Origin of the sequence: Burkholderia sp. AU28863, assembly GCF_002223195.1 — a bacterium.
Classification (GTDB): Bacteria; Pseudomonadota; Gammaproteobacteria; order Burkholderiales; family Burkholderiaceae; genus Burkholderia; species Burkholderia sola.
Genome location: NZ_NKFE01000008.1, coordinates 174,019 through 197,336, shown reverse-complemented (window position 1 = coordinate 197,336; position 23,318 = coordinate 174,019). Strand labels below are relative to the sequence as shown.

Genomic DNA, 23,318 nt, shown 5'->3' with positions numbered 1-23,318 from the left:
ACCGGCGGGCGCATGCACGACATCTCGCGTCCGCCGCATCGCGCCCCGCCCCATACCGACAAGGAGACACCGTGAACCGCTCGATTCCGGCTGCCGCCGGCCCCGCACCCGATCAGGACGTGCCCGCCGCGGCCACGCATCCGCTGCTGCGCGATGCCCGCTTCCGCCATCTCGTCACGCGAAGGAGGCGCTTCGCGTGGTCGCTGACCGCCGTCATGCTCGCGCTTTACTTCGCGTTCATCCTGTCGCTGGCGTTCTCGCCGGCATGGCTCGGCCGGCCGATCGTGCCGGGCCGCCCGACCACGTGGGGCATCCCGGTCGGCTTCGGCATGTTCGTCGCGACGTTCGCGCTCGTCGCGCTGTACGTGCGGCGTGCGAATGCGGTGCACGACGCGCTCGTCGCGTCGATCCGCGACGGAGGCGCCCAATGAAACGCACCTTCGCCATCCTCCTCGCTGCAACTGCGAGCGCAGCCGCGGCGCCGGCGTTCGCGGCGGGCTCCGCCCCGCTCGCGCACCCGCACAATCCGGTCGCCATCGGCATGTTCGTGCTGTTCGTCGCGTCGACGCTCGTCATCACGCGCTGGGCCGCCCGCCAGAACCGCAGCGTCGCCGATCATTACGCGGCCGGCGGCCGCATCACCGCGCTGCAGAACGGCTGGGCGATCGCCGGCGACTACATGTCGGCCGCATCGCTGCTCGGCATCTCCGCGCTCGTGTTCACGAGCGGTTACGACGGGCTGATCTATTCGGTCGGCTTTCTCGCGAGCTGGCCGATCATCCTGTTCCTGATCGCGGAGCCGTTGCGCAACCTCGGCAAGTACACGCTCGCCGACGTCGTGTCGTACCGGCTGCAGCCACGGCCGATCCGCGCGTTCGCCGCGTCGAGCTCGATCGTCATCGTCCTGCTGTATCTCGTGTCCCAGATGGTCGGCGCCGGCAAGCTCGTCGAGCTGCTGTTCGGGCTCGACTACACGGCCGCGGTGGCGATCGTCGGCGTGCTGATGGTCGTCTACGTGTTCTTCGGCGGCATGCTCGCCACCACGTGGATCCAGATCGTCAAGGCCGTGCTGCTGCTCGCCGGCGCGGCCTTCATGGCATTCATGGTGCTGAGCCGCTTCGGCTTCAGCCTCGACGCGCTGTTCGCGCAGGCGCTGCGCGTCCATCCGAAGCACGCGGCCATCATGCGGCCGGGCGGCCTCGTGTCCGACCCGGTGTCCGCGGTGTCGCTCGGCCTCGCGCTCATCTTCGGCACGGCCGGCCTGCCGCACATCCTGATGCGCTTCTTCACGGTCGGCGACGTCGGCGCGGCGCGCAAGAGCATCCTCCATGCAACCGGCATCGTCGGGGCCGGCTATGCATTGATCATCGTGATCGGCTTCGGCACGATCGCGCTCGTCGCGGCGGACCCGCGGTATCACGATGCGTCCGGCGCGGTGGCCGGCGGCGCGAACATGGTGGCGATCCATCTCGCGCATGCGGTCGGCGGCAACTTTTTCCTCGGTTTCATCTGCGCGGTCGCGTTCTCGACGATTCTCGCCGTGGTCGCCGGGCTGACGCTCGCCGGCTCGTCGGCGATCTCGCACGACCTCTATGCGAACGTGCTGCGCCGCGGCCAGGCGACCGACCGCGAAGAAATGCGCGTCGCACGCGCGACGACGCTGGTGCTCGGCGTGCTCGCGATCGTGCTGGGCATCGCATTCGAGAAGCAGAACATCGCGTTCATCGTCAGCCTCACGTTCTCGATCGCCGCCAGCTCGAATTTTCCGGTGCTGCTGCTCTCGATCTACTGGCGCGGCCTGACCACGCGCGGCGCGGTGATCGGCGGCACGATCGGGCTCGTCACGGCGGTCACGCTCACCGTGCTGAGCCCGACCGTCTGGGTCCAGGTGCTCGGCCACGCGCACGCGCCCTACCCGTACGAATATCCGGCGCTGTTCTCGATGGCCGCCGCGTTCGTCGCGATCGTCGCGGTGTCGGCCACCGACGGCTCGGCCCGCGCGCGACGCGAACGCGCGCGGTTCGACGCGCAGCTCGTCGCATGCGAACTCGGCGCCCAGCCGCGCCGCGGCGCGCCACAACACGACAATCACGACCTGGAGACGATCCGATGACCTGCCCCTGCTGTCTGCCCACCGGCCGGCGCCGCATGCTCGGCACATTCGCCGCGCTTGCCGTCGCGGCCCTTGCCGGACGCCCGGCCGCGGCGGCGCAACCGGCGCCCGCGTCGTCCGCGGCAGCCACGCTGCCGGCCCGGCGGCCGCGCGCGATCGACATCCACGCGCACTATTACCCGGAAAGCTTCTGCGACCTCGTCGGCGGCGAAGGCAAGCGGTTCGGCGGCGCATTCGCGTGCGACGACACGACGTTCACGTTCCGCACGCCAGCCGGCGGCCTCGGGCCGCTGCCGATGAAATTCATCGACGTCGACGCGCGGCTCAAGGACATGGACGCGTCGGGCGTCGACGTGCAGGCGCTGTCGCTGAGCGTGCCGATGGCGTACTGGGGCGACCGGCCGTTCAACGCGAAACTGGCGCGCACATGGAACACCGCCGCGTCGCGCGTGCACCAGCGGCATCCGGCGCGCTTCGTCGTCCTCGCGACGCTGCCGATGCTCGACGCGACCGATGCGATCGACGAGCTCGAGCGCGCGTCGTCGCTGCCTGGCGTGCGCGGCGTGTACATGGGCACGAACATCGACAACCGCGACCTCGACGATCCGCGGTTCGCGCCGGTATTCGCGCGCATCGAGCAGCTCGGGCTGCCGGTGTTCCTGCACCCGCAGCAAACCGTCGGCGGCGCGCGCCTCGGCGATTTCTACCTGAGCAACCTGCTCGGCAATCCGTTCGATACGGCAATCGCCGCTTCGCACCTGATACTCGGCGGCGTGCTCGACCGCCATCCGGCGCTGCACGTCACGCTGCCGCATGCGGGCGGCGCACTGCCGATCCTCGTCGGCCGGCTCGACGCCGGGTGGAGCGTCCGGCCGGAAACGCGCCGGCTCGCGCAACAGCCGAGCCGCTATCTGCGGCGCTTCAGCTACGACACGGTGTCCCACTCGGGGCCGGTGCTGAACTTTCTGATCGAGAACGTCGGCATCGACCGGCTGGTGCTCGGCAGCGACTATTGCTTCGACATGGGCTACGCGCAACCGGTGCGTTTTCTCGACCGGCTGGACCTGCCCGACGACCAGCGCGCGCTGGTGCTCGGCGGCAATGCGGGCCGGCTACTGCGGATCTAGCGCGGGCGTGCCGGGCGCCGCCGAACCGGGCCGGACCCCGTTCAGAACGTTTCAGCCCGGCTTCAGGAAATGACGCGGGCGTCTGCGTAGACTCGCTGCAAGAGCGACCGCGCAGGCCAGCGCCTGCGCGCCTTTTCGATTGATGGAGTGACAACGTGAATCCAGTTGCCAATCACCGCCGCGCCGCCACGCGTTCGCGGCCCGGCCGGCCGACGCACGACGCCGCGGGCGCGCCGCGCACGACGTGCGGCGCACCGCTTCGCGCGGAGCGCGCATGAAGCACAAACGACTCTGGTTCGGCGCGGCCGGCATCGCGGTCGCGGGCATCGCGGTCGCGATCGGCATCATGGTGCGGCCGTCGATCGCGCCGATCGATCCGCCCGCCCCTGCTTCGTTCGATCCGCAACTGGTGCGCGCCGGCGCGCGCGTCGTCGCGCTCGGCGACTGCATCGTGTGCCACACCGCGAAGGACGGCAAGCCGTTCGCGGGCGGCTTGCCGCTCGCGACGCCGTTCGGCACGATCTACGCGACCAACATCACGCCGGACGCCGAAACGGGGATCGGCCGCTGGTCGCGCGACGCATTCGCCCGTGCGTTGCGCACCGGCATCGGACGCAACGGCCAGCCGCTCTACCCGGCGTTTCCGTACATTCATTTCACGCGGATGTCGGACGACGACATCGCCGCCGCTTATGCGTACCTGATGACGCGTGAGCCGGTACATGCGACGGCGCCCGCCAACGACCTGATCTTTCCGCTGAACTTCCGGCCGCTGGTCGCGTTCTGGAACGTGCTGTTCCTGCGCGAAGGCGCGTATCAGCCCGACCCCTCGCAGTCCGCGCAATGGAACCGCGGCAGGATGCTCGTCGACGGGCTCGGCCACTGCGCGTCGTGCCATTCGCCGCTGAACGCGATCGGCGGCGAGCAGCGCGGCCGCGCGTTCGACGGCGGCATCGTCGACGGCTGGGAAGCGCCGCCGCTCAATGCGCTCGGCCAGGCCGCGCGGCCGTGGACGCAGGCGCAACTCGTCACCTACCTGCGCACCGGCCGCGCGAGCGAGCACGGCGCGGCGGCCGGGCCGATGCTGCCCGTCACGCGCGACCTTGCGACGGTGCCGGTGGAGGACGTCGAGGCGATCGCCGCGTACATCCTGTCGATCCAGAAGCCGGCGACCGCGCGTGCGGCCGCGAATCCGCTCCAACGCGCCGCGACGACGCCGGCCGCGCGGCGCGGCGCAACGCTGTTCCAGGCATCGTGCGCGCAGTGCCACGGGCCGGCCGCGCCGATGCAGTCGATCGGCGAGCGGCCGACGCTGTCGTTCAGCACGGCAGTCAACGCCGATACGCCGCGCAACGCGATCCAGATGATGTTCAACGGGATCGGCTGGCACGGCGAGGACACGCTGAACTACATGCCGTCGTTCATCGACCAGTACGACGACGCGCAGATCGCCGATCTCGCCGCGTACGTGCGCGAGACCTATACCGATCGTCCCGCGTGGGCGGGCGTCGACGCGATGGCCGCGAAGCTCAGAAAAGAGGACACCGCACGATGATTACCCTCACCGTCAACGGCGTGCGGCACACGCTGGACATCGATCCGTCCACGCCGCTGCTGTACGCGCTGCGCAACGACCTGCACCTGCACGGCGCGAAGTTCGGCTGCGGCCTCGGCCAATGCGGCGCCTGCACCGTGATCGTCGACGGCAAGCCGACCTTCTCGTGCCTGATGCCGGTGGCCGCGGTCGGCTCGCGCAGCGTGCGCACCATCGAAAGCCTCGGCACCGCCGAGCATCCGGGGCCGCTGCAGCGCGCGTTCGTCGAGCATCAGGCCGCGCAGTGCGGCTACTGCATCGCCGGGATGATCATGCGCGCGCAGGCGCTGCTCGAACGCAATCCGAAGCCGACCGAACAGGAACTGCGCACGCACATGGAACCGAATCTGTGCCGCTGCGGCACGCACATGCGGATTCTCGCGGCGGTGCGCTCGGTCGCGGGGCTGCCGGCCCCCGAACCGGCTTCCGCTCCCGTCACGATCAGCAAGGGGCTGTAATGAATTCCCACGACGACATCGACGAAGGCCGCCGGCACTTCATCGTCTCCGGCGCGCTGTTCGTCGCGTTCAGTCTCGCGCCTGCGTCGCGCGCGGCCGCGCAGATGGTGATCGCCGACGAAGGCGCGGCCGTGCACGTGGCGAAGGCCACGCAGGCGCTCGCCGGCAGCCTGAAGACCAATCCGCTGCTCGATGCATGGGTCAAGATCGCGCCCGACGGCAAGGTCACCGTATTTACCGGCAAGGTCGAGCTCGGCACCGGCGTGCGCACCGCGCTGCTGCAGGTGGCCGCCGAGGAACTCGACATGAAGCCGTCGCTGATCACGTTCCTGACCGCCGACACCGGTGCGTCGCCGGACGAAGGGCTGACCGCCGGCAGTCACACGATGGCCGACAGCGGCTCCGCGCTGCTGAACGCGACCGCGCAGGTGCGCGCGCTGCTGGTGGAAGGCGCGGCGAAACGCTTCGGCGTCGATCCGCGCGTGCTGACGACCGCCGACGCGGTGATCACGGCGCCCGACGGCCGCACGATGACCTACGGCGATGCGATCCGCACGGTCGACCTGCACCGCAACGCGACGCCCACGTCACCGCTGAAGAACCCGGCGACGTTCGCGGTGATCGGCACGTCGCTGCCGCGCGTCGACATCCCGAACAAGGTCACGGGCGGCGTCAGCTACGTGCAGGACATGCAGCTGCCCGGCATGCTGCATGCGCGCGTCGTGATGCCGCCGGTATACGACGCGAAGCTGCTGTCGTTCGACGAAGCCGCGATCCTGAAGCTGCCCGGCGTCGTGCGGATCGTGCGCAACGGCAGCATGCTCGCGGTGGTCGCGCAGGGCGAATGGCAGGCGGTGGTCGCGCAGCGCGCGCTCGCCGCCGGCTGCCAGTGGTCGCCGGGCCGCAAGCTGCCCGAGCGCAGCACCGTGCATGCGGACCTGAAGCGGATCTCGACGCAGCGCATCGAGATCGCGAACACGCACGCGGCCACCGCGCCGGCCGTGAAGACGCTGAACGCGACGTTCCTGAAGAACTACCTGCTGCACGGGTCGATCGGGCCGTCGTGTTCGGTCGCGCATCTCGAGAACGGGATGATGACGGTGTGGACCCACTCGCAGGGCGTCTATCCGCTGCGCGACGCGCTCGCGGAGATGCTGTCGATGCCGAAGGCGAACGTGCGCTGCATTCACACCGAAGGGTCCGGCTGCTACGGGCACAACGGTGCGGACGACGTGGCCGCGCATGCGGCGCTGATCGCCGCCGCGATGCCGGGCAAGCCGATTCGCGTGCAATGGATGCGCGAACAGGAACACACGTGGGATCACTTCACGCCCGCGATGGTGACGGAGGTCAGCGCATCGCTCGACGCGAGCGGCCGCATCGTCGACTGGAACTATGCGCTGTGGAGCAGCTCGCACAACGAGCGGATCGTCAACGCCGGCCGGCTGCTGCCCGCGCGGATGCTGGAGCCGCCGTTCGTGCCCGCGCCGTCGACGCCGATGCTGCAACCGGAGGGCGGTGGCGACCGCAACGCGATTCCGCTGTATGCGCTGCCGAACCAGCACATCGTCAACAACTTCTCGCCGACGATGCCGCTGCAGACCTCCGCGATGCGCTCGCTCGGCGCGCACACGAACGTCTGGGCGATCGAAAGCTTCATGGACGAGCTCGCGCACGCGGCCGGCGTCGATCCGGTCGAATTCCGGCTGCGTCACATGGAAGACCATCGCGCGCGGCAGGTGATCCAGCTCGCCGCGAAGCACTTCGGCTGGCCGCGGCCGCCGCGCGCGCGCAACCGCGGCGTCGGCTTCGCGTTCGGCAAGTACAAGAACCTGATGGCTTACGTCGCGATCGCGGTCGAGGTGTCGGTCGTGCCGGAAACCGGCCAGGTGACGCTCGAACACGCGGAAGCCGCCGTCGACGCGGGGCAGATCGTGTCGCCGGACGGCATCCGCAACCAGATCGAGGGCGGCATCGTGCAGGCCGCGAGCTGGACGCTGTACGAGGCGCTGAAGTACGACACGGAACGGATTCGCAGCTTCGACTGGAGCAGCTACCCGATCCTGCGCTTCTCGGCCGCGCCGCAGAACGTGAAGGTCCATCTGGTCAATCGCCCCGGCGCGCCGTTTCTCGGCGCGGCCGAGGCGTCGATGGGGCCGACCGCCGGCGCGCTGGCCAACGCGATCTTCGACGCGACCGGCCAGCGCATGCGCGAAATGCCGTTTGCCGGTGATTCGCTGAGAAAGCGCATCGACGCCTAGCGGTCGGTCGCACCCGCTACGCGACACGCCCTATCCGATACCCGACAAGACGGCGCCGGCACGCACCGGCGCCGCATGCCGACAGGCTGGAGAGCTTCCGACGATGGATACCTTGCTTTCGATGCGCGTGTTCACGCGCATCGTCGAAACCGGCAGCTTCACGCGCGCGTCCGACACGACCGGCCTCACCACGCCGCGCGTGTCCGCGCTGCTGAGCGCCCTCGAGCAGCATCTCGGCTGCCGGCTGCTGAACCGCACCACGCGCCGCATCTCGCTGACCGAGGACGGCCAGGCGTATTACGAACGCGCCGTCGCCGTGCTGCGCGAGATCGACGACATGGAGGCGTCGGTGTCGCAGGCCCGCAACGTGCCGCGCGGCCGGCTGAAGGTGAACCTGCCGCCCGCGATGGCGAAGCAGGTCGTCGTGCCCGCGCTGCCGGCGTTTCTCGACGCCCATCCGGACATCATGATCGAACTCGGCGTGACCGACCGGCAGATCGACCTCGTCGGCGAAGGGGTCGACTGCGTGGTGCGCATCGGCGCGCTCGACGATTCGGGGATGATCGCGCGGCGGATCGGCAGCCTGACCACCTGCACGTGCGGCTCGCCCGCGTATTTCGCGCGGTGCGGCGAGCCGGAGACCGTCGACGATCTCACGCAGCACGTGGCGGTCAGTCACATCTCGGCCGACACCGGGCGACCGCGCCCGTGGGACTACGTCGTCGACGGCGAGCCGCGCATCGTGCAGATGTGCGGCACGGTGGCCGTCAACGACGCGGACAACTACATCGAATGCGGCGTCGCCGGCATCGGCCTGATCAAGACGTCGCTGTACCTCATCGAGCCTTACCTGAAATCGGGCCGGCTGCGCGAAGTCCTGACCGATTTCAACGCGCCGCCCAAGCCGATTTCGGTGCTGTATCCGCCCAATCGCCACATACCGGTCAAGCTGAAGGTGTTCGTCGACTGGCTCGCGGGCCTGTTCGAGCAGATTCCGACGCTGCAGGGCAAACGCGGCTGAACCGGCGCCGCGCGGCACCTTTGCGTGCCGCGCAACACTCGATTGCGCGGCGCCTCGCTTCCGGTTTTATCGATTGATCAATAGTATGAACGGCAATGCGATACACCGTAGCGCGGCCGAGCGACTTCGATGCCGGCGCGACGCTTCGGTGTCCGGCCCTTCTCTTTTCCAGGAGTCGATCATGTCAACGAATTCAACACCGCTCGCGCCCCCCGCGCACGGCGCCAAACTCACGCAGGGGCTGATTCTCCTGTTCGCCTTCAGCTGCGGCGCGATCGTCGCGAACCTGTACTACGCGCAGCCGATCACCGAGCTCATCGCGCCGGGCCTGCACATGTCCGGCAACACGGCGAGCCTGATCGTGTCGCTGACGCAGATCGGCTACGCGCTCGGGCTGTTCTTCATCGTGCCGCTCGGCGACCTGCTCGAAAACCGCAAGCTGATGATCGTGACGGCCGTCGTGTCGATCGCGAGCCTCGCGGCGGCGGCGTTCGTGCGCACGCCCGGCCTCTTTCTCGCGATTTCACTGCTGATCGGGTTCAGCTCGGTGGCCGTGCAGATCCTCGTGCCGCTCGCCGCGCACCTCGCGCCCGACCATTCGCGCGGACGCGTCGTCGGCACGATCATGAGCGGGTTGCTGCTCGGCATCCTGCTCGCGCGGCCGCTGTCGAGCGTCGTGGCCGACGCGTTCGGCTGGCGCTTCGTGTTCGCGGCCGCCGCCGTGCTGATGACGCTCGTCACGGCCGTGCTCGCGCTGACGATTCCGTCGCGCCAGCCCGATCACCGCGCGACCTATTTCGAACTGATCGGCTCGCTGCTGCACCTCGTTCGCACGATGCCGGTCCTGCGCCATCGCGCGTTCTACCAGGGCCTGATGTTCGCGTCGTTCAGCCTGTTCTGGACCGCCGTGCCCGTCGAACTGACGCGTCACTACGGGTTGTCGCAATCGGCGATCGGCCTGTTCGCGCTGGTCGGCGCGATCGGCGCGACGTCGGCGCCGGTGGCCGGGCGCCTCGCGGATGCCGGCCATACGGTGCGCGCGACGCTGATCGCGCTCGTCGCCGGCGCGCTCGCGTATGCGGTCGGGTTCGTGCACGGCGCCGGCCTGTACGGGCTCGTCGTCACCGGTATCGTGCTCGACTTCGCGGTGCAGATGAACATGGTGCTCGGCCAGCGCGAGATCTACGCGCTGCATGCGGCGAGCCGCAACCGGCTCAATGCGCTCTACATGACGAGCATCTTCGTCGGCGGCGCCGTCGGCTCCGCGCTCGCGAGCCCGCTGTACGAACACGGCGGCTGGCCGCTCGTCGCCGCGGTGGCCGGCGCGTTCCCGATCGTCGCGCTCGCCCACTACCTGCTCGTCGGCCGGCCGCACGCGCAACGTCACGCCGCAGGTTGAACCCTCGTCACACGTCGAATCGATCCGTTCGCGGGGCGCGAAGCCGCCCCGCTCCCCGTCGAACCACAGGAGTCCATCATGTCTTCCCTGCTCAGTGCCTACGATCTGCGCGGCCTCGCGCTGCCGAACCGCGTCGTGATGGGGCCGATGACGCGCTCGCGCGCGCCGTCGCGCGGCCTGCCCACCGAACTGATGGCCGAGTACTACGCGCAACGCGCGTCGGCCGGCCTGATCGTGACCGAGGCCACCAACGTCAGTCGGGCGTCCGCCGCATTCGAGCTGACGCCCGGTCTCGTCGACGATGCGCAGGCCGCCGCGTGGAAAACCGTCACCGATGCCGTCCATGCGAACGGCGGACGCATCTTCGCGCAGCTGTGGCACGGCGGCCGCGTCAGCTCGCTGACGCTGCTCGGCGGCGCCGCGCCGCTGTCGCCGTCCGGCGTGAACGACGACCTCGAACAGTTGCAGGTCTGGGCGCAGTTGCAGAACGGCTACTACACGAAGATTCATGCGACGCCGTCGCGCGCGATGACGACCGATGAAGTCGTCGCGGCCGTCGACGAATTCCGGCAGGCCGCCGCGCGCGCGATGGCCGCGGGCTTCGACGGCGTCGAGATCCATGCGGCCAACGGCTACCTGCCGCACCAGTTCCTGTCGTCGACGCTGAATCGCCGCGACGATCGCTACGGCGGATCGGTCGCGAACCGCGCGCGCTTTCTCGAGGAGATCGTCGACGCGGTCGGCGGCGTGATGCCATTGAGCCGCGTCGGCGTGCGCATCTCGCCGTATGCGAAATACAACAACGTGCGCGACGCCGATCCGGACGCGACGCTCGCGTACGTCGGCCGGATGCTGGACACGGCAGGCGTCGCGTATCTGCACGCGGCCGACACCAACGGCTGGAGCGGCGAGCCGGATCTGCCGCGCATCGTCGAGCACGCGCGCCGGTCGTTCCACGGCACGCTGATCGTCAACGGCGGCATTTCGCCGGACGCGGCGAACGCGCTGATCGACGCGGGCGACGCCGATCTCGTCGCGTTTGCGCGTGCGTATATCGCGAACCCGGATCTCGTGGAGCGCATCGCGGCCCGCGCACCGCTCGCGGAACCGAAGGCCGCCGGCTGGTACGGCGGCGACCGCGCCGGCTATGTCGACTATGCGCGGTACGACGCGGCGCCCTCGCACGCGTGATCCGCACGGGCGGCGCGCCAGGTGCGGCATCCCGGGCGCGGCCGCGCGCCGCGGCCGGTCGAGCGTGCGACTGCCGCACGCCGGACCGGCGCCGTCACGTGTCGTTCCACCGTGCGCCCAGCACGCGCCCGCAGAAATTCGGCCGATGAAAATCCGGATCGACGCGTTCGAGCACGTCGGCGCTCCACGTGCCGAACGTCGACTGCGGCCGGTGCGCGACGCCGCGCGCGACCAGGTCGAGAAACGCTTCGGGAAAACCGCTGCCGCGCGGGTAAGCCGCGAGGAGCGCCGTGCGCTCGTCGGCGGTATAGGCGTCGAAGTCGGTCGCCATCAGGTCCGTCGACATCGCGCACGCCAACGCGCGCGCGAGCGGCGACGCGCGGACGGCCACACCCGGCGTCGTATGCAGCGCGATCGCATGCCATACGTCGTCGCGCATGCGCTGCGACCGGCGGTGCCGCAACAGCAACGCACGCGCGGCATCCGCGCCGTCGAGCTCGTAGCGTTCGGTCGAACGGCCGTACGCCGGGCTCAGCCCCATGTTCGCGTACATCGCGGCGACGTACAGCGCATCGGCGTCGCACGCGTCGCACGCACGCCGCGCGGCGAGCGACGCGAACACGAACACGCGCGACGCGTGATCGACGAGCGCGGCGGGCAACGACGCGCGGGCCGCGTCGGCTGCCTCGGCCGCAACGGGCGTGCGCGGAATGCGAACGCCGGCCACTTCGTCGCCGGTGGCCGATGCGCGCGGGTGCGCAGCATTCATCCTGTCTCCTTCATGCCCCGTGCCCGGGGCGGAAAATCGTTCCATGCACGGCGACGTGCGGCGCGCGCCGGCACGCGCCGCTCAAAACGCGACGCAGCAGCCGCCGAAGGCTTCGCAGCGTTCGGCGGCCGCACTTGCCGTCGGATAGCGCGACCGCGCGAAGCGGCGCCCGTGACTGTGCGCCCGGCACACGTCGATGCCGGAAGCCGCGCAAGCGTCGCCCGCCGCCGATGCGTGCGGCGCGGCGCGCCCGCCGGCGTCCGCCGCATCGGCGACGCCGCCTGCTGCGACCGGCGACCATGCGGGGCTGACGGGCGGCGGCGGCGGCGCCAGCGGCGAGAATTCCTGTTCCGCGTGCACGACCTTGCCGTCGACGACCGTCAGCACCGACGACAACGCCGGGATACGCCGCGCGTCGACCGTGAAGTAGTCGTCACTCAGCACCGCGAAGTCGGCGTACCGGCCGGGCACCAGCGCGCCCTTGCAATGCTCGTCCGCGGAGAACCACGCGCTGCCGACCGTGTAGCGGCGCAGCGCCTCCATCCGGCCGAGCCGGTTGCGCGCGGGATACAGCGCGGTGCCGCCGACGCTGCGCCCCGACACCATCCAGTACAGCGCGACGAACGGGTTGTAGCTCGCCGCGCCCGTCGCGCCGGAGCCCGCACCGACCGGCAGCCCGGCCGCGAGCATCGCGCGGATCGGCGGCGCGCGCGTGGCCGCCGCCGCGCCATGGCGCGCGATGAACGCTTCGCCCTGGAACGCCATGCGCGGCTGCACGGTGATGCCGCCGCCCAGCGCCGCAACACGCGCGATATTGGCATCCGAAATCGTCTCGCAGCGATCGAAGCTCCAGCGCAGCCCGTCGAACGGCGTGTCGCGATCGACCGCTTCGAACACGTCGAGGAAGCGGCCGATCGATTCGTCGTAGGTCGCATGCAGCCGGAACGGCCAGCGGTGACGCACGAGCAGCCGGACGATGGCCGCCAGCTCCGCGTCGACCGACGCGGGCAGGTCGACGCGCGGATCGAGAAAATTCCCGAGATCGACGGCCGAGAACAGCAGCCGCTCGCCCGCGCCGCTCGCGCGCAGGAACGCGTCGCCGCGGCCGGGCGCCGTCAGCGCGATCCATTTCGCGAAGTCGTCGAGCTCCCGGCCGGCGTGCCGCGCGCCCAGCGCATAGGCGATGCGCGTCGTCAATTCGCCGCGCCGCGCGAGCGTCGCGACCGCCGCATAGTCGTCCGGATATGCGAGGCCGTCGCCACCGGCGTCGATCGCGCTCGTCACGCCGACGCGGTTCAGCGCGCGCATGAACTGCCGCGTCGAGTTGACGCGGTCGTCCGCATCGAGCACGGGCGCGCGGGCCAGCGCCGCGCCGAGCACCGCCGGGTCCGGGCGCGCGAGCAGCAGCCCGGTCGGCCGCCCGTGGCGGTCGCGCCGCAGTTCGCCGCCGGGCGGATCGGGCGTGTCGCGCCCGTAGCCGAGCGCGCGCAGCGCGGCTGCATTCAGCCACGCACTGTCGGCCAGATGCTGGATGAACACCGGCGTGTCGGGGGCAATCGCGTTGAGCTCGGCCGCCGTCGGGCCGCGCTTTTCCGCGAACTGCAGCGCGGTCCAGCCGCCCGCCACGCGCGCCCATTGCGGCGCGGGGGTGCGGCGTACCTGCCGGCCCAGCAGCTCGAGCGCGTCGGCCAGCGACGGCACGCCGTCCCAGCGCACCTCGAGGTTGAAGTTCATGCCGCCGCGGATCGCCTGCAGGTGCGCATCGATCAGGCCCGGAATCACGGTACGGCCGTTCAGATCGATTCGGGTCGTGTCGTCGTGCGCATGGCGCAGCACGTCGCGATCGTCGCCGGTCGCGACGATGGTCCCGTCCTTCACGGCGAGCGCGCGGACGAACGAGCGCTGTTCGTCCTGGGTCGCGATCTTGCCGTTGAACACGACGAGGTCCGCCGAACGCGCGGGTTCCGTCGCTCTAAGCACCGTCGGGCCTCCCGTGCGCGCCCGCGCGCGCGTCGGCACGCATGCTGCAATCACGCGACCGCACTGCCGTACCGGTTTCGCGCATCGTTATGCCGCCTGTTGGGCCGCGTCGGCGGCATCGCGTCGCGCGCGCGTCAGGGACGGCGCGAGCGGCGCATCCGGACGAACGAAGTTCTGCACGCGCAGCAAGCGGCGCACGTCGTGAGCGCGCGAATGCGGATCGAAATGCCGCGCGACCCCGGCGACGAGCGCCGACGCCTGCGCGGTGTGCCCGCGCTCGATCAGGTGATCGGCGAGATCGAGCGAGCCGCGCAGCGCCCACATCGCGGCGCCCTGCGCGTTCGCGGTCTGGATCGCCATCTGCAGATGACGATGCCCGTCCGCCTCGTACGCGACGGCGAGATCCGCGCCGACGGTGCGCGCCTGCTCGAGCATCGCGACACCTCTCACGCGCAGCAGTTCGGGGACGAACAGGTGCTCGCCGTGCGCGCGGCACCGCGCGAGCGTCGCATCGAGCCGGGTGCACGCTTCATCCGCGCGGCCGGTCCGCACGAGGCCCTCCGCATATGCGACGGTCAACGGCGCGAGCACGCGCCGGAATCCGCTCGCCTCGACGCGTCGCAGCGCGGGTTCGAGCCGGGCGAGGCCGGCGCCGGGATGGCCGGACTGGATGTCGAACTGACCGGTCAGGCATTCGGCGTGACTGCGCCAGATGTCGAACCCGTGCGCGTCCGCGGTCCCGCGCAGCGTCGCGAGATAGTCGGAGGTGATGTCGTGATCGCCGTAGCGCAGCGCGATCGGCACGGCGGCCGCGCCGAGCACGATGCACAGCGCGAGTGGCGACGGGCCGCGGCGCGCGCACTCGACCGCCTGCGCGGCGACGCGCATCGCATGCTCGGGCTCGCCTTGCATCCACAGAAGACGGATCAGCATCGTGCGGCCCAGCGTCGCCATGTCGACGCCCAGCGCGGCCTGCGCGCACGGCGATTCGCCCGCGTCGGCGAGCTCGGCCGTCGCCGCTTCCAGCCGCTCGCGCGCCTGCGCATGCTCGCCGAAGTAATGCAGCGACGTCGCGACCATCGTGTTCGCCAGCAACCGCTGCGACCGGTCGCCGCGCCGCTCGGCCGCCCGCTCGAAGCGCGTCGCGTAGCGCAGCGATTCGTGAATGTCCGACAGCGTCAGCATCGTGTTCCACAGCCCGACCAGCGCACGCGCGTCGAACGCATCGTCGCCGACGTGCGCGGCGAGACCGAGCGTGCGGTCCCACATCGCGGCGGCGGCCAGCGCGTCGCCGTCGGTATGCAGCAGCGCCGACGCGCAGGCCGCCCGCAGCCGCATCTCGCGCGCGGCGTCGACCGGGTCCGCCGCGCCCGTGTCGAGTTCGTCGAGCACCTCTCTCGCGCGCGCCGTGCACGCGCGCATCCGCGACGGCTCCAGCAGCGCGCGCGCCAGCCGGTCGGGCTCGGGCACGCCGGCGGCCTCGGCGGCGTCCGCCGGTTCGTCCACGGCCGGCGCGGGCGCATCGGCAAGCGGCACGTCGGCGGGCGCCACGAGCCGCACGGGCGCGCGCGCGCGCTCGTACTCCGCATGGCGCGCGACGATGCGCTCGAACTCGCCTTCGTTGTGCAGTTTTTCGACCGCATACGCGCGCGTCGATTCGGTCAGCCGATAGCGCGCATACGCGCCATGGAACTCGACGGTCACCAGCGATTTCGCCACCAGCTCGCCGAGCACCGCGATCATGTCCGCGGCCGACGTGCCGGGCTCGGTGGCGACCGCGTACGCGGCATCGAACGAAAACGGCCCGATGAAGCACCCCATCCGGCGAAACAGCGCGCGCGCGGCCCGATCGAGCAGCACGTAGCTCCAGTCGAACGTCGCGCGCAGCGTCTGATGACGCGGCAGCGCCGAACGCAGCCCGCCCGTCAGCAGGTTCAGCCGGTCGTCGAGACGCGACGCGACCACCGCGAGCCCGAGCGTCGCCACGCGCGCCGCGGCCAGTTCGATCGCGAGCGGCAGCCCATCGAGGCGCCGGCAGATGTCGCCGATCAGCCGCACGCCGGCTTCGTCGACCGTGCAATCCGGCGCGGCCGCGCGCACGCGTTCCAGGAACAGCGCGACGGCCGAACAGCGGACGATTTCGTCGGCGGACGCGTCGCCGTCCGGCACCGCGAGCGGGCTCATCCGCAGCACCGCTTCGGCCGAGATGTGCAGCGGCTCGCGGCTCGTCACGAGCACGCGCAGCAAGCCGGCGCTCGACGTCAGCGTTTCGACGAGGCTCGCCACCAGGTCGACGATGTGCTCCGCGTTGTCGAGCACCAGCAGGCAGGGCGACGTCGCGAACGCGTCGCCGATGCGGTCGAGCGCGGGCACGCCGTGCGTGTCGAGACCGAGCTCGGCGGCAAGCGCGATCAGCATGTCGTCGCGCGTCGACGCACGCGCCAGTTCCACGAACAGCACGCGCTCGCGCGAGCGGCTGCGCACGCCGTGCGCGACGCGCACGGCAAGACTCGTCTTGCCGATGCCGCCCGCGCCGACGAGCGTGACGACCGGCGTGCGTTCGAGCATGTCGACGATCTGCGCGAGTTCGGCGTCGCGCCCGACCAGCGGCGCGAGCAGCGGCGACGCGGGCGCATCGGGCAACGCGACGACGGCCGGCGGCGTCGCGACGGCCGGCGCGTCGACCACGGGCACGAGGTCCGGGCCGGACGACGCGCTCGCCACCAGCAGGTAGCCGCGCCCGGGCACCGTCTTGATCAGATCGCGGCTCGCGCCGAGCGCCTTGCGCAGCGTCGCCACATGCACCTGAAGCCGGTTCTCCTCGACGATCAGGCCCGGCCAGACCGCGTCCATGATGTCGTCTTTCGACACGACCGAACCGCTCGCGCGGTGCAGGACTTCGAGAATGTCGAGCGCGCGCGCGCCGATGCGCAGCGACGCGCCGTGCCGGCGAATGTCGCGTTGCTCGAAATCCACAGACAAAGTTCCGATCTGGATCATGGCCGCCTCCGGGTCCCTCGGGATGGCTGCCCGATGAACGCGGCAGTTCACCCGGCAGGAAGTCCGCGTCCGGCGCGCCGTTGCACCGGACGGAAAGTGTCGAATTCCGGACCGAGTGTAGACGGGTGGTCGCCGGAAATCTTGAATGAAAATGCGCTCTGGCCGCGGATTTCGGTGGAGCGCGACCGGCACGATCACTTGCGTGTAAAAGTCGGGCGCTATACTCTGCCGGGCCGCTCGCGCAGGCGTCGAGCCGGGTGGCGCACTCGCCGCGCACACGCATTGAAAGCAATTTGTCAGGATGGCCGGCGGACGTTTATGCAAATTCATTTTGAACGTTCGCGTGCGCATCTAAACTGGACTCGTCATTTCACGCTCCGAGTCCCTCGTTGGGGAATTCCATGTCAGACTCCGTCATCGCCGCGCCGGTGGCATCGGCTCCGCGGCGGCTGAAAGACACGCTCGGCTGCGTGTCGAGCCTGCTGGCAAAGGATGTCGAGACGACATCCGGCGGCCTGAGGCTGCACCGCAAATGCATGCGCGAGGCGCACGTCGAACGCATCGAGATGCCGCCGTGCGACCGCGGCTTCCTGGTCGGCGTGTCGCTGAGCGGCGGCCACCGCCGCACGCTTTATGGGCGCGCCGGCGCGAGCGAGCGCCGGTTCCAGCATCACTCGATCTACATTCGCGACTTCTCGCGCCATTTCCACGCGGATCTGTACGGCCACTTCGACTTCGTGCTGGTCGAGCTGCCGCATGCGTATCTCGAACGCGTCGGCCCCGAGCACGGCGGCCAATCGATCGGCGGCCTCACGTGCCGCCCCGACGTGCGCGATCCGGTGCTCGGCCATCTCGCGCACGCGGTGGCCGACAGCCTCGACGCAGGCGGCCCGCTGAACGCGCTGTTCATCGAACAGATCGGGCTCGCGATGGGCACGCACCTGGTGCGCCGCTACGGCAACGCACGCACGCGCGAGCTCGAACGCAAGGGCATGCTGTCGCCCGCGAAGGTGGCGCTCGCCCAGGAGCTGTTGATGGAAAAGGCGGACCTCGGCGTATCGATCGAGGAAGTGGCGAACGAATGCGACCTGTCGCGCGGCTATTTCATCCGCGCGTTCTCGCGCACGACCGGCCGCACGCCGCACCAGTGGCTGCTCGAACAGCGCGTGACGCGCGCGCGCGAGCTGATCGAGACGTCCGACATGACGCTGGCCGACATCGCGGTCGCGTGCGGCTTCGCCGACCAGAGCCATCTGAACCGCGTATTCGCACGGATCGTCGGCCATCCGCCCGGCGCGTGGCGGCGTGCGCGGTCGCGCTGATCCGCCGTCCGGGTGCGTCAACGCGCTACTGCCCGCTTTCCTGACGCGATCGATCTGTCCCATATTCACTGTCCGCGCAGCGTCGCGCGGATCGTGCCGCATGCCAATCGCAATGCAGCCTCGGTGGGCGGCGTGTCGGCAAGGCCGTCGAGCACCGTGAAATCGCGAATCGTGCCGAGGCAGCGAACCGCGCTGACGCGAACCCCGGCGAGCATCAGCTTGCGAGCGTAGGCTTCGCCGTCGTCACGTGCGACATCGTTTTCAGCCGTGACGATCAGCGCGGGAGGCAGGTCTTCGAGATCCGTGTAACTCGCGTTTAGCGGCATTGCGATTGTTTCGCCGAGGTTTTCTGACGGAAAGCGCGCCCGTGCATGCATGCGCCCCGTGTGTGCGGTAAAGCTCGGACCGTCGGCGCATCTCGCTGCCGAGGCGCCCGCCGTGCTTGTCGAAAGCGTCGGACACAGCATGATCTGAAGCGCGATACGGGGGCCGCGACGCGCCTTGACCAGCAGCGCGAGGGTCGCGGCGAGATGACCGCCCGTGCCTTCGCCGGCGACGATAAGGGTGCCGCCGTCGAGATTCAATGCGCGTGCGTGCTCGTGCAGATGGACGAGCGCGGTGAACGCCTGCTCGTTTTGGGTCTGAAAGCATGCAGCGGGTGCCGAGGTGTAATCGACGAGTACGACGGCCGCCTCGGCGTCGGTGGCGATCCTGCGCGCAAGCCGGTTGTCGCTTTGGCAACCCGCGAAGCTCGCGCCGTCCGGCAGGAAGAGCACGGCGGGCAGCGGAGTGGGCGCCGCCTGCGGCGGCCGGACGATCCGGATCGTGAAATCCGACGCCGCCGCGCCAGCTTTCAGCGCGATTTCTTCGGCGTGTATCGCGTCCGTCGCATCGCCGTTTGCCCATTCGCGCAAACGCTCTGCCGGAACCCCTGCCTCAGTGGCATGGTCGACGAACGATTGCGTTTGCGCATCGAGGATCGGATACGAGTCCGCGGATCTAATCAGGCCCGGTGCGGCGTCTTCGGGCAGACGGGCAGACGTGAAATCGTTCATGGGGCAGTTTCCGATGAGTGAGCTTGCTTGTCGATCCGGCACCGTTGGCCGTCGACAGAAGAAATTTTCATCGGATTCCCGCACGAGCGACAGTTAAGCGTTGCTAAGAGGCGTTAAGCCCGTGTCCAGCAAAGCGTTCGCGCTCGTGACGCACGCTTCGAGCCGATTTACCGTCGCTTCATGTCCGCACACCGCGCGTTGCCGCGACTTCCAGCAAATGCGCCTGTAACCACGATGGCGTGTTCGCCCGTCCAGCTTCGATCAATGCGTTTGCGCTCCCTGCGTCGCCAGCGCACGCGAACACTTCGAGTTGCATCGGGGTGGCGCCTGCCGGCGTGACAGGTCTGCCTTCGTGAATGGCCTCGAAGCCCTCGCCCCATTTGTCCCAATACGCGAGACCGCGCCGGCGCGTGCGCTCGCGAAGCCGCACGGTCCATTCGCGCGCGAGCGCCGCTTCGCCTTCCCATGTCGCGACGGCGATCGAGCCGATCGCGAGCCCGTAACAGACAGTCAGATCGTGATCGATCGCAAGCGCCTCCGTCGCGCAGTCGCGCGCGAGCGCCATCGCCGCGTCCGTCTCGCCCTGCAGCCACAGAATGCGCATCAGAATGGAAATCGCCGCGATATGCGCGTCGACCTGCGCGTGGTTCGCGTGCGTCGCGCGCACCGGGTCCTTGTCGCGAGCCATCACCGCTTCGATCAATGCGCGCGCGATATCGTGGTCCCCGAGGAAGTGATGTGACAGCGCGCACATCCGTTCGCCGGTTTGCGTCGTCGAAAAATCGCCCGTGCGTGCGGCGGCAGCGCGAAACGCACGCGCATGTTCGAGGCTTTCCGCGTACGCGCCCGCGAGCGTCCGATGCGCCCACACGCCCCACAGCATGCGCAATGCGAGCCGGTCGTCGCCGAGGCGCTGCGCGGCGGCCTGTGCGGCGTCGAACGCGTTCGCCATCGCCGCCGTCGGCCCGCGCGTGTGCCAGAGCGCGTGACCGTACGCGGCGAGCAGTTCGATATGCTGCTCCTTGCCCGCCAGATCCGAGTTTTCCGCCGCGGCGATTGCGCGCTCGGCCATCCCGAGGAATTCGTGAGGTAGCGAAAGATGAAACCACAGCGGCGCCGTCGCGATCAGCAGGTCGATCGCGAGCTTCGGCTCGCCATCCTGGCCCGCCGCCCAATCGAACGCGGCTCGCACATCGTCGATTCGCTGGCTGTGAATCGCGAGCCACTGACGCGGCGCCTTGCCTTCCCACGCCGCCACGGGGTCGGCAAAAATCGCACAGCAGTACAACGCATGGCGGCGGCGCGCGTCATCGAGTTCGTCCGCCTCTTCAAGTCGCATATACGCGTAATGGCGCGTCGTGTCGAGCAGTCGATAGGGATGGTCCGAATCGTCGATTGCGCAGGCGATCAGCGACTTGGCGATCAGGCCGGTGACGGCGTCGAAGGCGGCGAGGTCATCGACGTCGCCACCGGCTGCGACAGCCGCGGCGGCATCCATGCCGAAGGCGGCCCGCATGACCGAGAGGCGGCGCAGCACCTGGCGCTCCTCCGGCCGGAGCAATTCATAGCTCCAGTCGAGCGTTGCGCGCAGCGTCTGCTGGCGCGCAAGCGCCGTGCGGCGGCCCTGCGTGAGCAGCGCGAAGCGGTCGTCGAGCCGCGCTGCAATCGAATGCACGTCCATCAAGCCGACGCGCGCCGCTGCAAATTCGATCGCGAGCGGGATACCGTCGAGCCGTCGGCAAATATCGATAACGGGGCCCAGATTCGCGTCGCTCAACGCAAACCGGTCATTGGCGGCGCGCGCGCGATCGTGAAACAGCGCGATCGCCGGGAACTGCACGGCGTCGTGGAGGCTCACGCCTGCGTCAGTCTCGGGCGACGGCAACGCGGCGAGGCGATGGACGGATTCGCCTTCCGCGCGCAGCGGCTCGCGGCTCGTGACCAGCAGATGCACGCCCGACGCGCCTTGCAGCAGTTGCTCGGCGAGCACGGCAACGGCATCGATCAGATGCTCGCAGTTATCCAGCACCAGCAGCACCGGCGACGCCCCAAGCGCCTGGATAAGGTCGGGTACCGGATCGCCGCTGGAGACGGCAACGCCGAGCGCCGACGCGATCGTACTGGCCGCGCTCGCGGCCGCGGAAACCGGCGCGAAATTGACGAACACGGCGCGCACGCCGGTGCGCTGGGCGAAGCGATGCGCGACGGCGACGGCGACGGTCGTCTTGCCCATGCCTCCCGGGCCGGCGATGGTGAGCAAGCGTCGCTCGGGCAAGTGGTCGGTCAGACCTGCGATGACGTCTTCGCGGCCTATCACGCGAGCGAGCGTGACCGGCATGCGTGAACCGCTGTCGGACCCGGTGGAAGGCCGGGTTGCGTGCGTATGAGGCCGTGGTGCGGCCGGGTCCACTGCTTCGGCCCGGGTAACGGGCGCGGCGAAACGATAGCCGCGTCCGGTCTCGTTGACGATGTAACGCGCACCGTCCGGTCCGTCACCGAGCACCTTGCGCAGCGCCGACAGATGCACGCGCAGCGCGCCTTCCTCGACGACGTTGTCCACCCAGACGCTGTCGCACAGATTGCGCGTCGAGACCAGCGCGCCCGCATGCTCGACAAGTACGACGAGAATGTCGAGCGCGCGGCTGCCGATTTTCAGCGGCGTCCCGTCCTTGAGCAGGACGCGTTGCGGGAATTGCAGCGTAAAAGGGCCGAACGCGAGGCTGTAAGGAGCGGTCATCGAGAGCGTCATCGCGCGGGTTGAGTGTCGGCCAATACGGTGCGCCGGGCGCGCACATTGACGCAAAAACAGCCAATCATTACTCAAAAGCGCAGTACGCGCCCTTAAAAGATCTTAAAAAAACCCGTTTTGCTGCAGCCGACGAGGATCGGCACGGATGCGGGCGCCGACTTAGCAACGCTTAACAAGTCGTAACTGGCCCGATGCGCGTCTCCCCGCCAACATGGCTCCATGCAAGCCAATCAATGATCGGAGGTCGATATGGAGCGTCTGAAAGCGCTGGAGGTATTCAAGGCAGTGGCGGACCACGGCAGTTTCACGCGGGCAGCCGACGCCACCAATGTTGGCGTACCGTCGGTGAGCCGCGCGGTGCAGGATCTTGAAACGATGCTCGGCGTGCAGCTCTTCAACCGGACCACGCGCCGCGTCGCGTTGACCACGGCCGGCCATGCGGTGCTCGAGCGCGTCACGGGCGTCCTGTCCTCCTATGAAGACCTCGCGCGTACCGGCAGCGACGAAGCCGGCGATTGCGCGGGTAACGTCCGCATCGAGGTGCCGGCAATCTTCGATACCGCCCGCCTCACTTCCGTCCTGGTCCGCTTCATGCGCGCGTGGCCGAAAGTACGGGTCGACGTGCGGCGCGTCGATCACCTGGCCGATACGCTCGGCGATCTTGCAGACCTCGCGATCGTCGTCGGTCGCTCGGCGCCGTCGTCGTGCATCGCGCGATCACTCGCGGCCGTGCATCTCGGGCTCTATGCGAGTCCTGCGTGGCTCGAACGGACCAACGATCTCGCTCACCCGCTCGATGTGCGTGCCGAAGCTTGCCTCGCGACGGGCGCACAGCATTCGGTATGGACGGTCAGCCATGCAGCATCCGGGGAGTGTGTGTCGCTTGCCTCGCGCGCGGCGCTGCGCACGAATTGTCCTCATGCGCTTCTCGCGGCGGCCGTCGACGGCGAGGGGGTAGCAATCCTGCCCGACCCGCTCGCACAAGCGGCGCTCAATCGCGGCGAACTCGTGCGTGTGCTCGATGCGTGGCAGGTCGCGCCGCTGGAAGCCTGCCTCGTCTACCGGTCCAGACGCAATCTCCCCGCGCGGGTGCGGAGATTGACCGAGTATTTGCTCGACGCCTTCGGCGAGCAACGCGACGAGATTGACGCAATGGCGGCTGTACCGAACATTGCCCGGCTTGCAGCGACGCAGGCGACGCTCGCGCCGTGCGCGGCGTGATGAAGATTTTGCTTATACGAATACAGGGGAAACAACGAAATGATGGTTGATTTTGCCG

Annotated in this window: 16 protein-coding genes; 11 read left to right on the top strand and 5 right to left on the bottom strand. The window is 69.4% G+C overall.

Annotation, left to right across the window (positions count from 1 at the left end):
* The first annotated feature begins 71 nt into the window (after positions 1 to 71).
* The 9 genes from CFB81_RS30640 (at position 72) to CFB81_RS30600 (ending at position 11,164) form a co-directional block, all read left to right on the top strand.
* On the top strand, positions 72 to 431 hold the full coding sequence (locus CFB81_RS30640; protein ID WP_069619189.1) for a DUF485 domain-containing protein: 360 nt from the start codon (positions 72 to 74) through the stop codon (positions 429 to 431).
* On the top strand, positions 428 to 2,113 hold the full coding sequence (locus tag CFB81_RS30635; RefSeq protein ID WP_089437661.1) for a cation acetate symporter: 1,686 nt from the start codon (positions 428 to 430) through the stop codon (positions 2,111 to 2,113). The genes CFB81_RS30640 and CFB81_RS30635 overlap by 4 nt, the downstream gene beginning before the upstream one ends.
* Positions 2,110 to 3,240 carry an amidohydrolase family protein gene (locus tag CFB81_RS30630; RefSeq protein WP_069619191.1) on the top strand — a complete coding sequence of 377 codons (1,131 nt, stop codon included), beginning with the start codon at positions 2,110 to 2,112 and terminating at the stop codon, positions 3,238 to 3,240. The genes CFB81_RS30635 and CFB81_RS30630 overlap by 4 nt, the downstream gene beginning before the upstream one ends.
* 274 nt (positions 3,241 to 3,514) lie before the next feature.
* On the top strand, positions 3,515 to 4,795 hold the full coding sequence (locus CFB81_RS30625; RefSeq protein WP_089437660.1) for a cytochrome c: 1,281 nt from the start codon (positions 3,515 to 3,517) through the stop codon (positions 4,793 to 4,795).
* Positions 4,792 to 5,292: a (2Fe-2S)-binding protein gene (locus tag CFB81_RS30620; protein ID WP_069619193.1), complete on the top strand. Its 501-nt coding sequence runs from the start codon at positions 4,792 to 4,794 to the stop codon at positions 5,290 to 5,292. Before CFB81_RS30625 ends, CFB81_RS30620 begins: the two co-directional genes overlap by 4 nt.
* A complete protein-coding gene (locus CFB81_RS30615; protein WP_069619194.1) occupies positions 5,292 to 7,553 on the top strand; it encodes a molybdopterin cofactor-binding domain-containing protein in 2,262 nt (753 codons plus the stop codon). Before CFB81_RS30620 ends, CFB81_RS30615 begins: the two co-directional genes overlap by 1 nt.
* Positions 7,554 to 7,656: 103 nt before the next feature.
* A complete protein-coding gene (locus CFB81_RS30610) occupies positions 7,657 to 8,574 on the top strand; it encodes a LysR family transcriptional regulator (protein ID WP_089437659.1) in 918 nt (305 codons plus the stop codon).
* Positions 8,575 to 8,755: 181 nt separating this feature from the next.
* The gene (locus tag CFB81_RS30605; RefSeq protein ID WP_069619196.1) at positions 8,756 to 9,973 is read left to right on the top strand and encodes an MFS transporter; all 1,218 of its coding nucleotides are present in this window, start codon (positions 8,756 to 8,758) and stop codon (positions 9,971 to 9,973) included.
* Between the two features lie 78 nt (positions 9,974 to 10,051).
* A complete protein-coding gene (locus tag CFB81_RS30600) occupies positions 10,052 to 11,164 on the top strand; it encodes an alkene reductase (protein WP_089437658.1) in 1,113 nt (370 codons plus the stop codon).
* 94 nt (positions 11,165 to 11,258) lie between these two features.
* Here the strand turns inward: CFB81_RS30600 and CFB81_RS30595 are convergent, their stop codons facing one another.
* The 3 genes from CFB81_RS30595 to CFB81_RS30585 form a co-directional block, all read right to left on the bottom strand.
* Positions 11,259 to 11,933: a phosphohydrolase gene (locus CFB81_RS30595; protein WP_089437657.1), complete on the bottom strand. Its 675-nt coding sequence runs from the start codon at positions 11,931 to 11,933 to the stop codon at positions 11,259 to 11,261.
* 81 nt (positions 11,934 to 12,014) lie between these two features.
* Positions 12,015 to 13,913: an amidohydrolase gene (locus CFB81_RS30590; RefSeq protein WP_089438136.1), complete on the bottom strand. Its 1,899-nt coding sequence runs from the start codon at positions 13,911 to 13,913 to the stop codon at positions 12,015 to 12,017.
* Between the two features lie 87 nt (positions 13,914 to 14,000).
* Entirely contained in the window at positions 14,001 to 16,913 is a 2,913-nt protein-coding gene (locus CFB81_RS30585; RefSeq protein WP_089437656.1) for a winged helix-turn-helix domain-containing protein, read from the bottom strand.
* A gap of 401 nt (positions 16,914 to 17,314) precedes the next feature.
* Between CFB81_RS30585 and CFB81_RS30580 the strand changes: the two genes are divergently transcribed.
* A complete protein-coding gene (locus CFB81_RS30580) occupies positions 17,315 to 18,235 on the top strand; it encodes an AraC family transcriptional regulator (protein ID WP_089437655.1) in 921 nt (306 codons plus the stop codon).
* Between the two features lie 65 nt (positions 18,236 to 18,300).
* Here the strand turns inward: CFB81_RS30580 and CFB81_RS30575 are convergent, their stop codons facing one another.
* A complete protein-coding gene (locus CFB81_RS30575; protein WP_256976387.1) occupies positions 18,301 to 19,290 on the bottom strand; it encodes an alpha/beta hydrolase in 990 nt (329 codons plus the stop codon).
* 178 nt (positions 19,291 to 19,468) lie between these two features.
* Positions 19,469 to 22,027, bottom strand: coding sequence for a winged helix-turn-helix domain-containing protein (locus CFB81_RS30570; protein WP_179236129.1), 2,559 nt, complete (start codon positions 22,025 to 22,027; stop codon positions 19,469 to 19,471).
* Between the two features lie 261 nt (positions 22,028 to 22,288).
* On the opposite strand from CFB81_RS30570, the gene CFB81_RS30565 reads away from it, so the two are divergent.
* Positions 22,289 to 23,260, top strand: a complete 972-nt coding sequence (locus tag CFB81_RS30565) for a LysR family transcriptional regulator (protein ID WP_089437652.1) — start codon at positions 22,289 to 22,291, stop codon at positions 23,258 to 23,260.
* Positions 23,261 to 23,318: the final 58 nt, after the last annotated feature.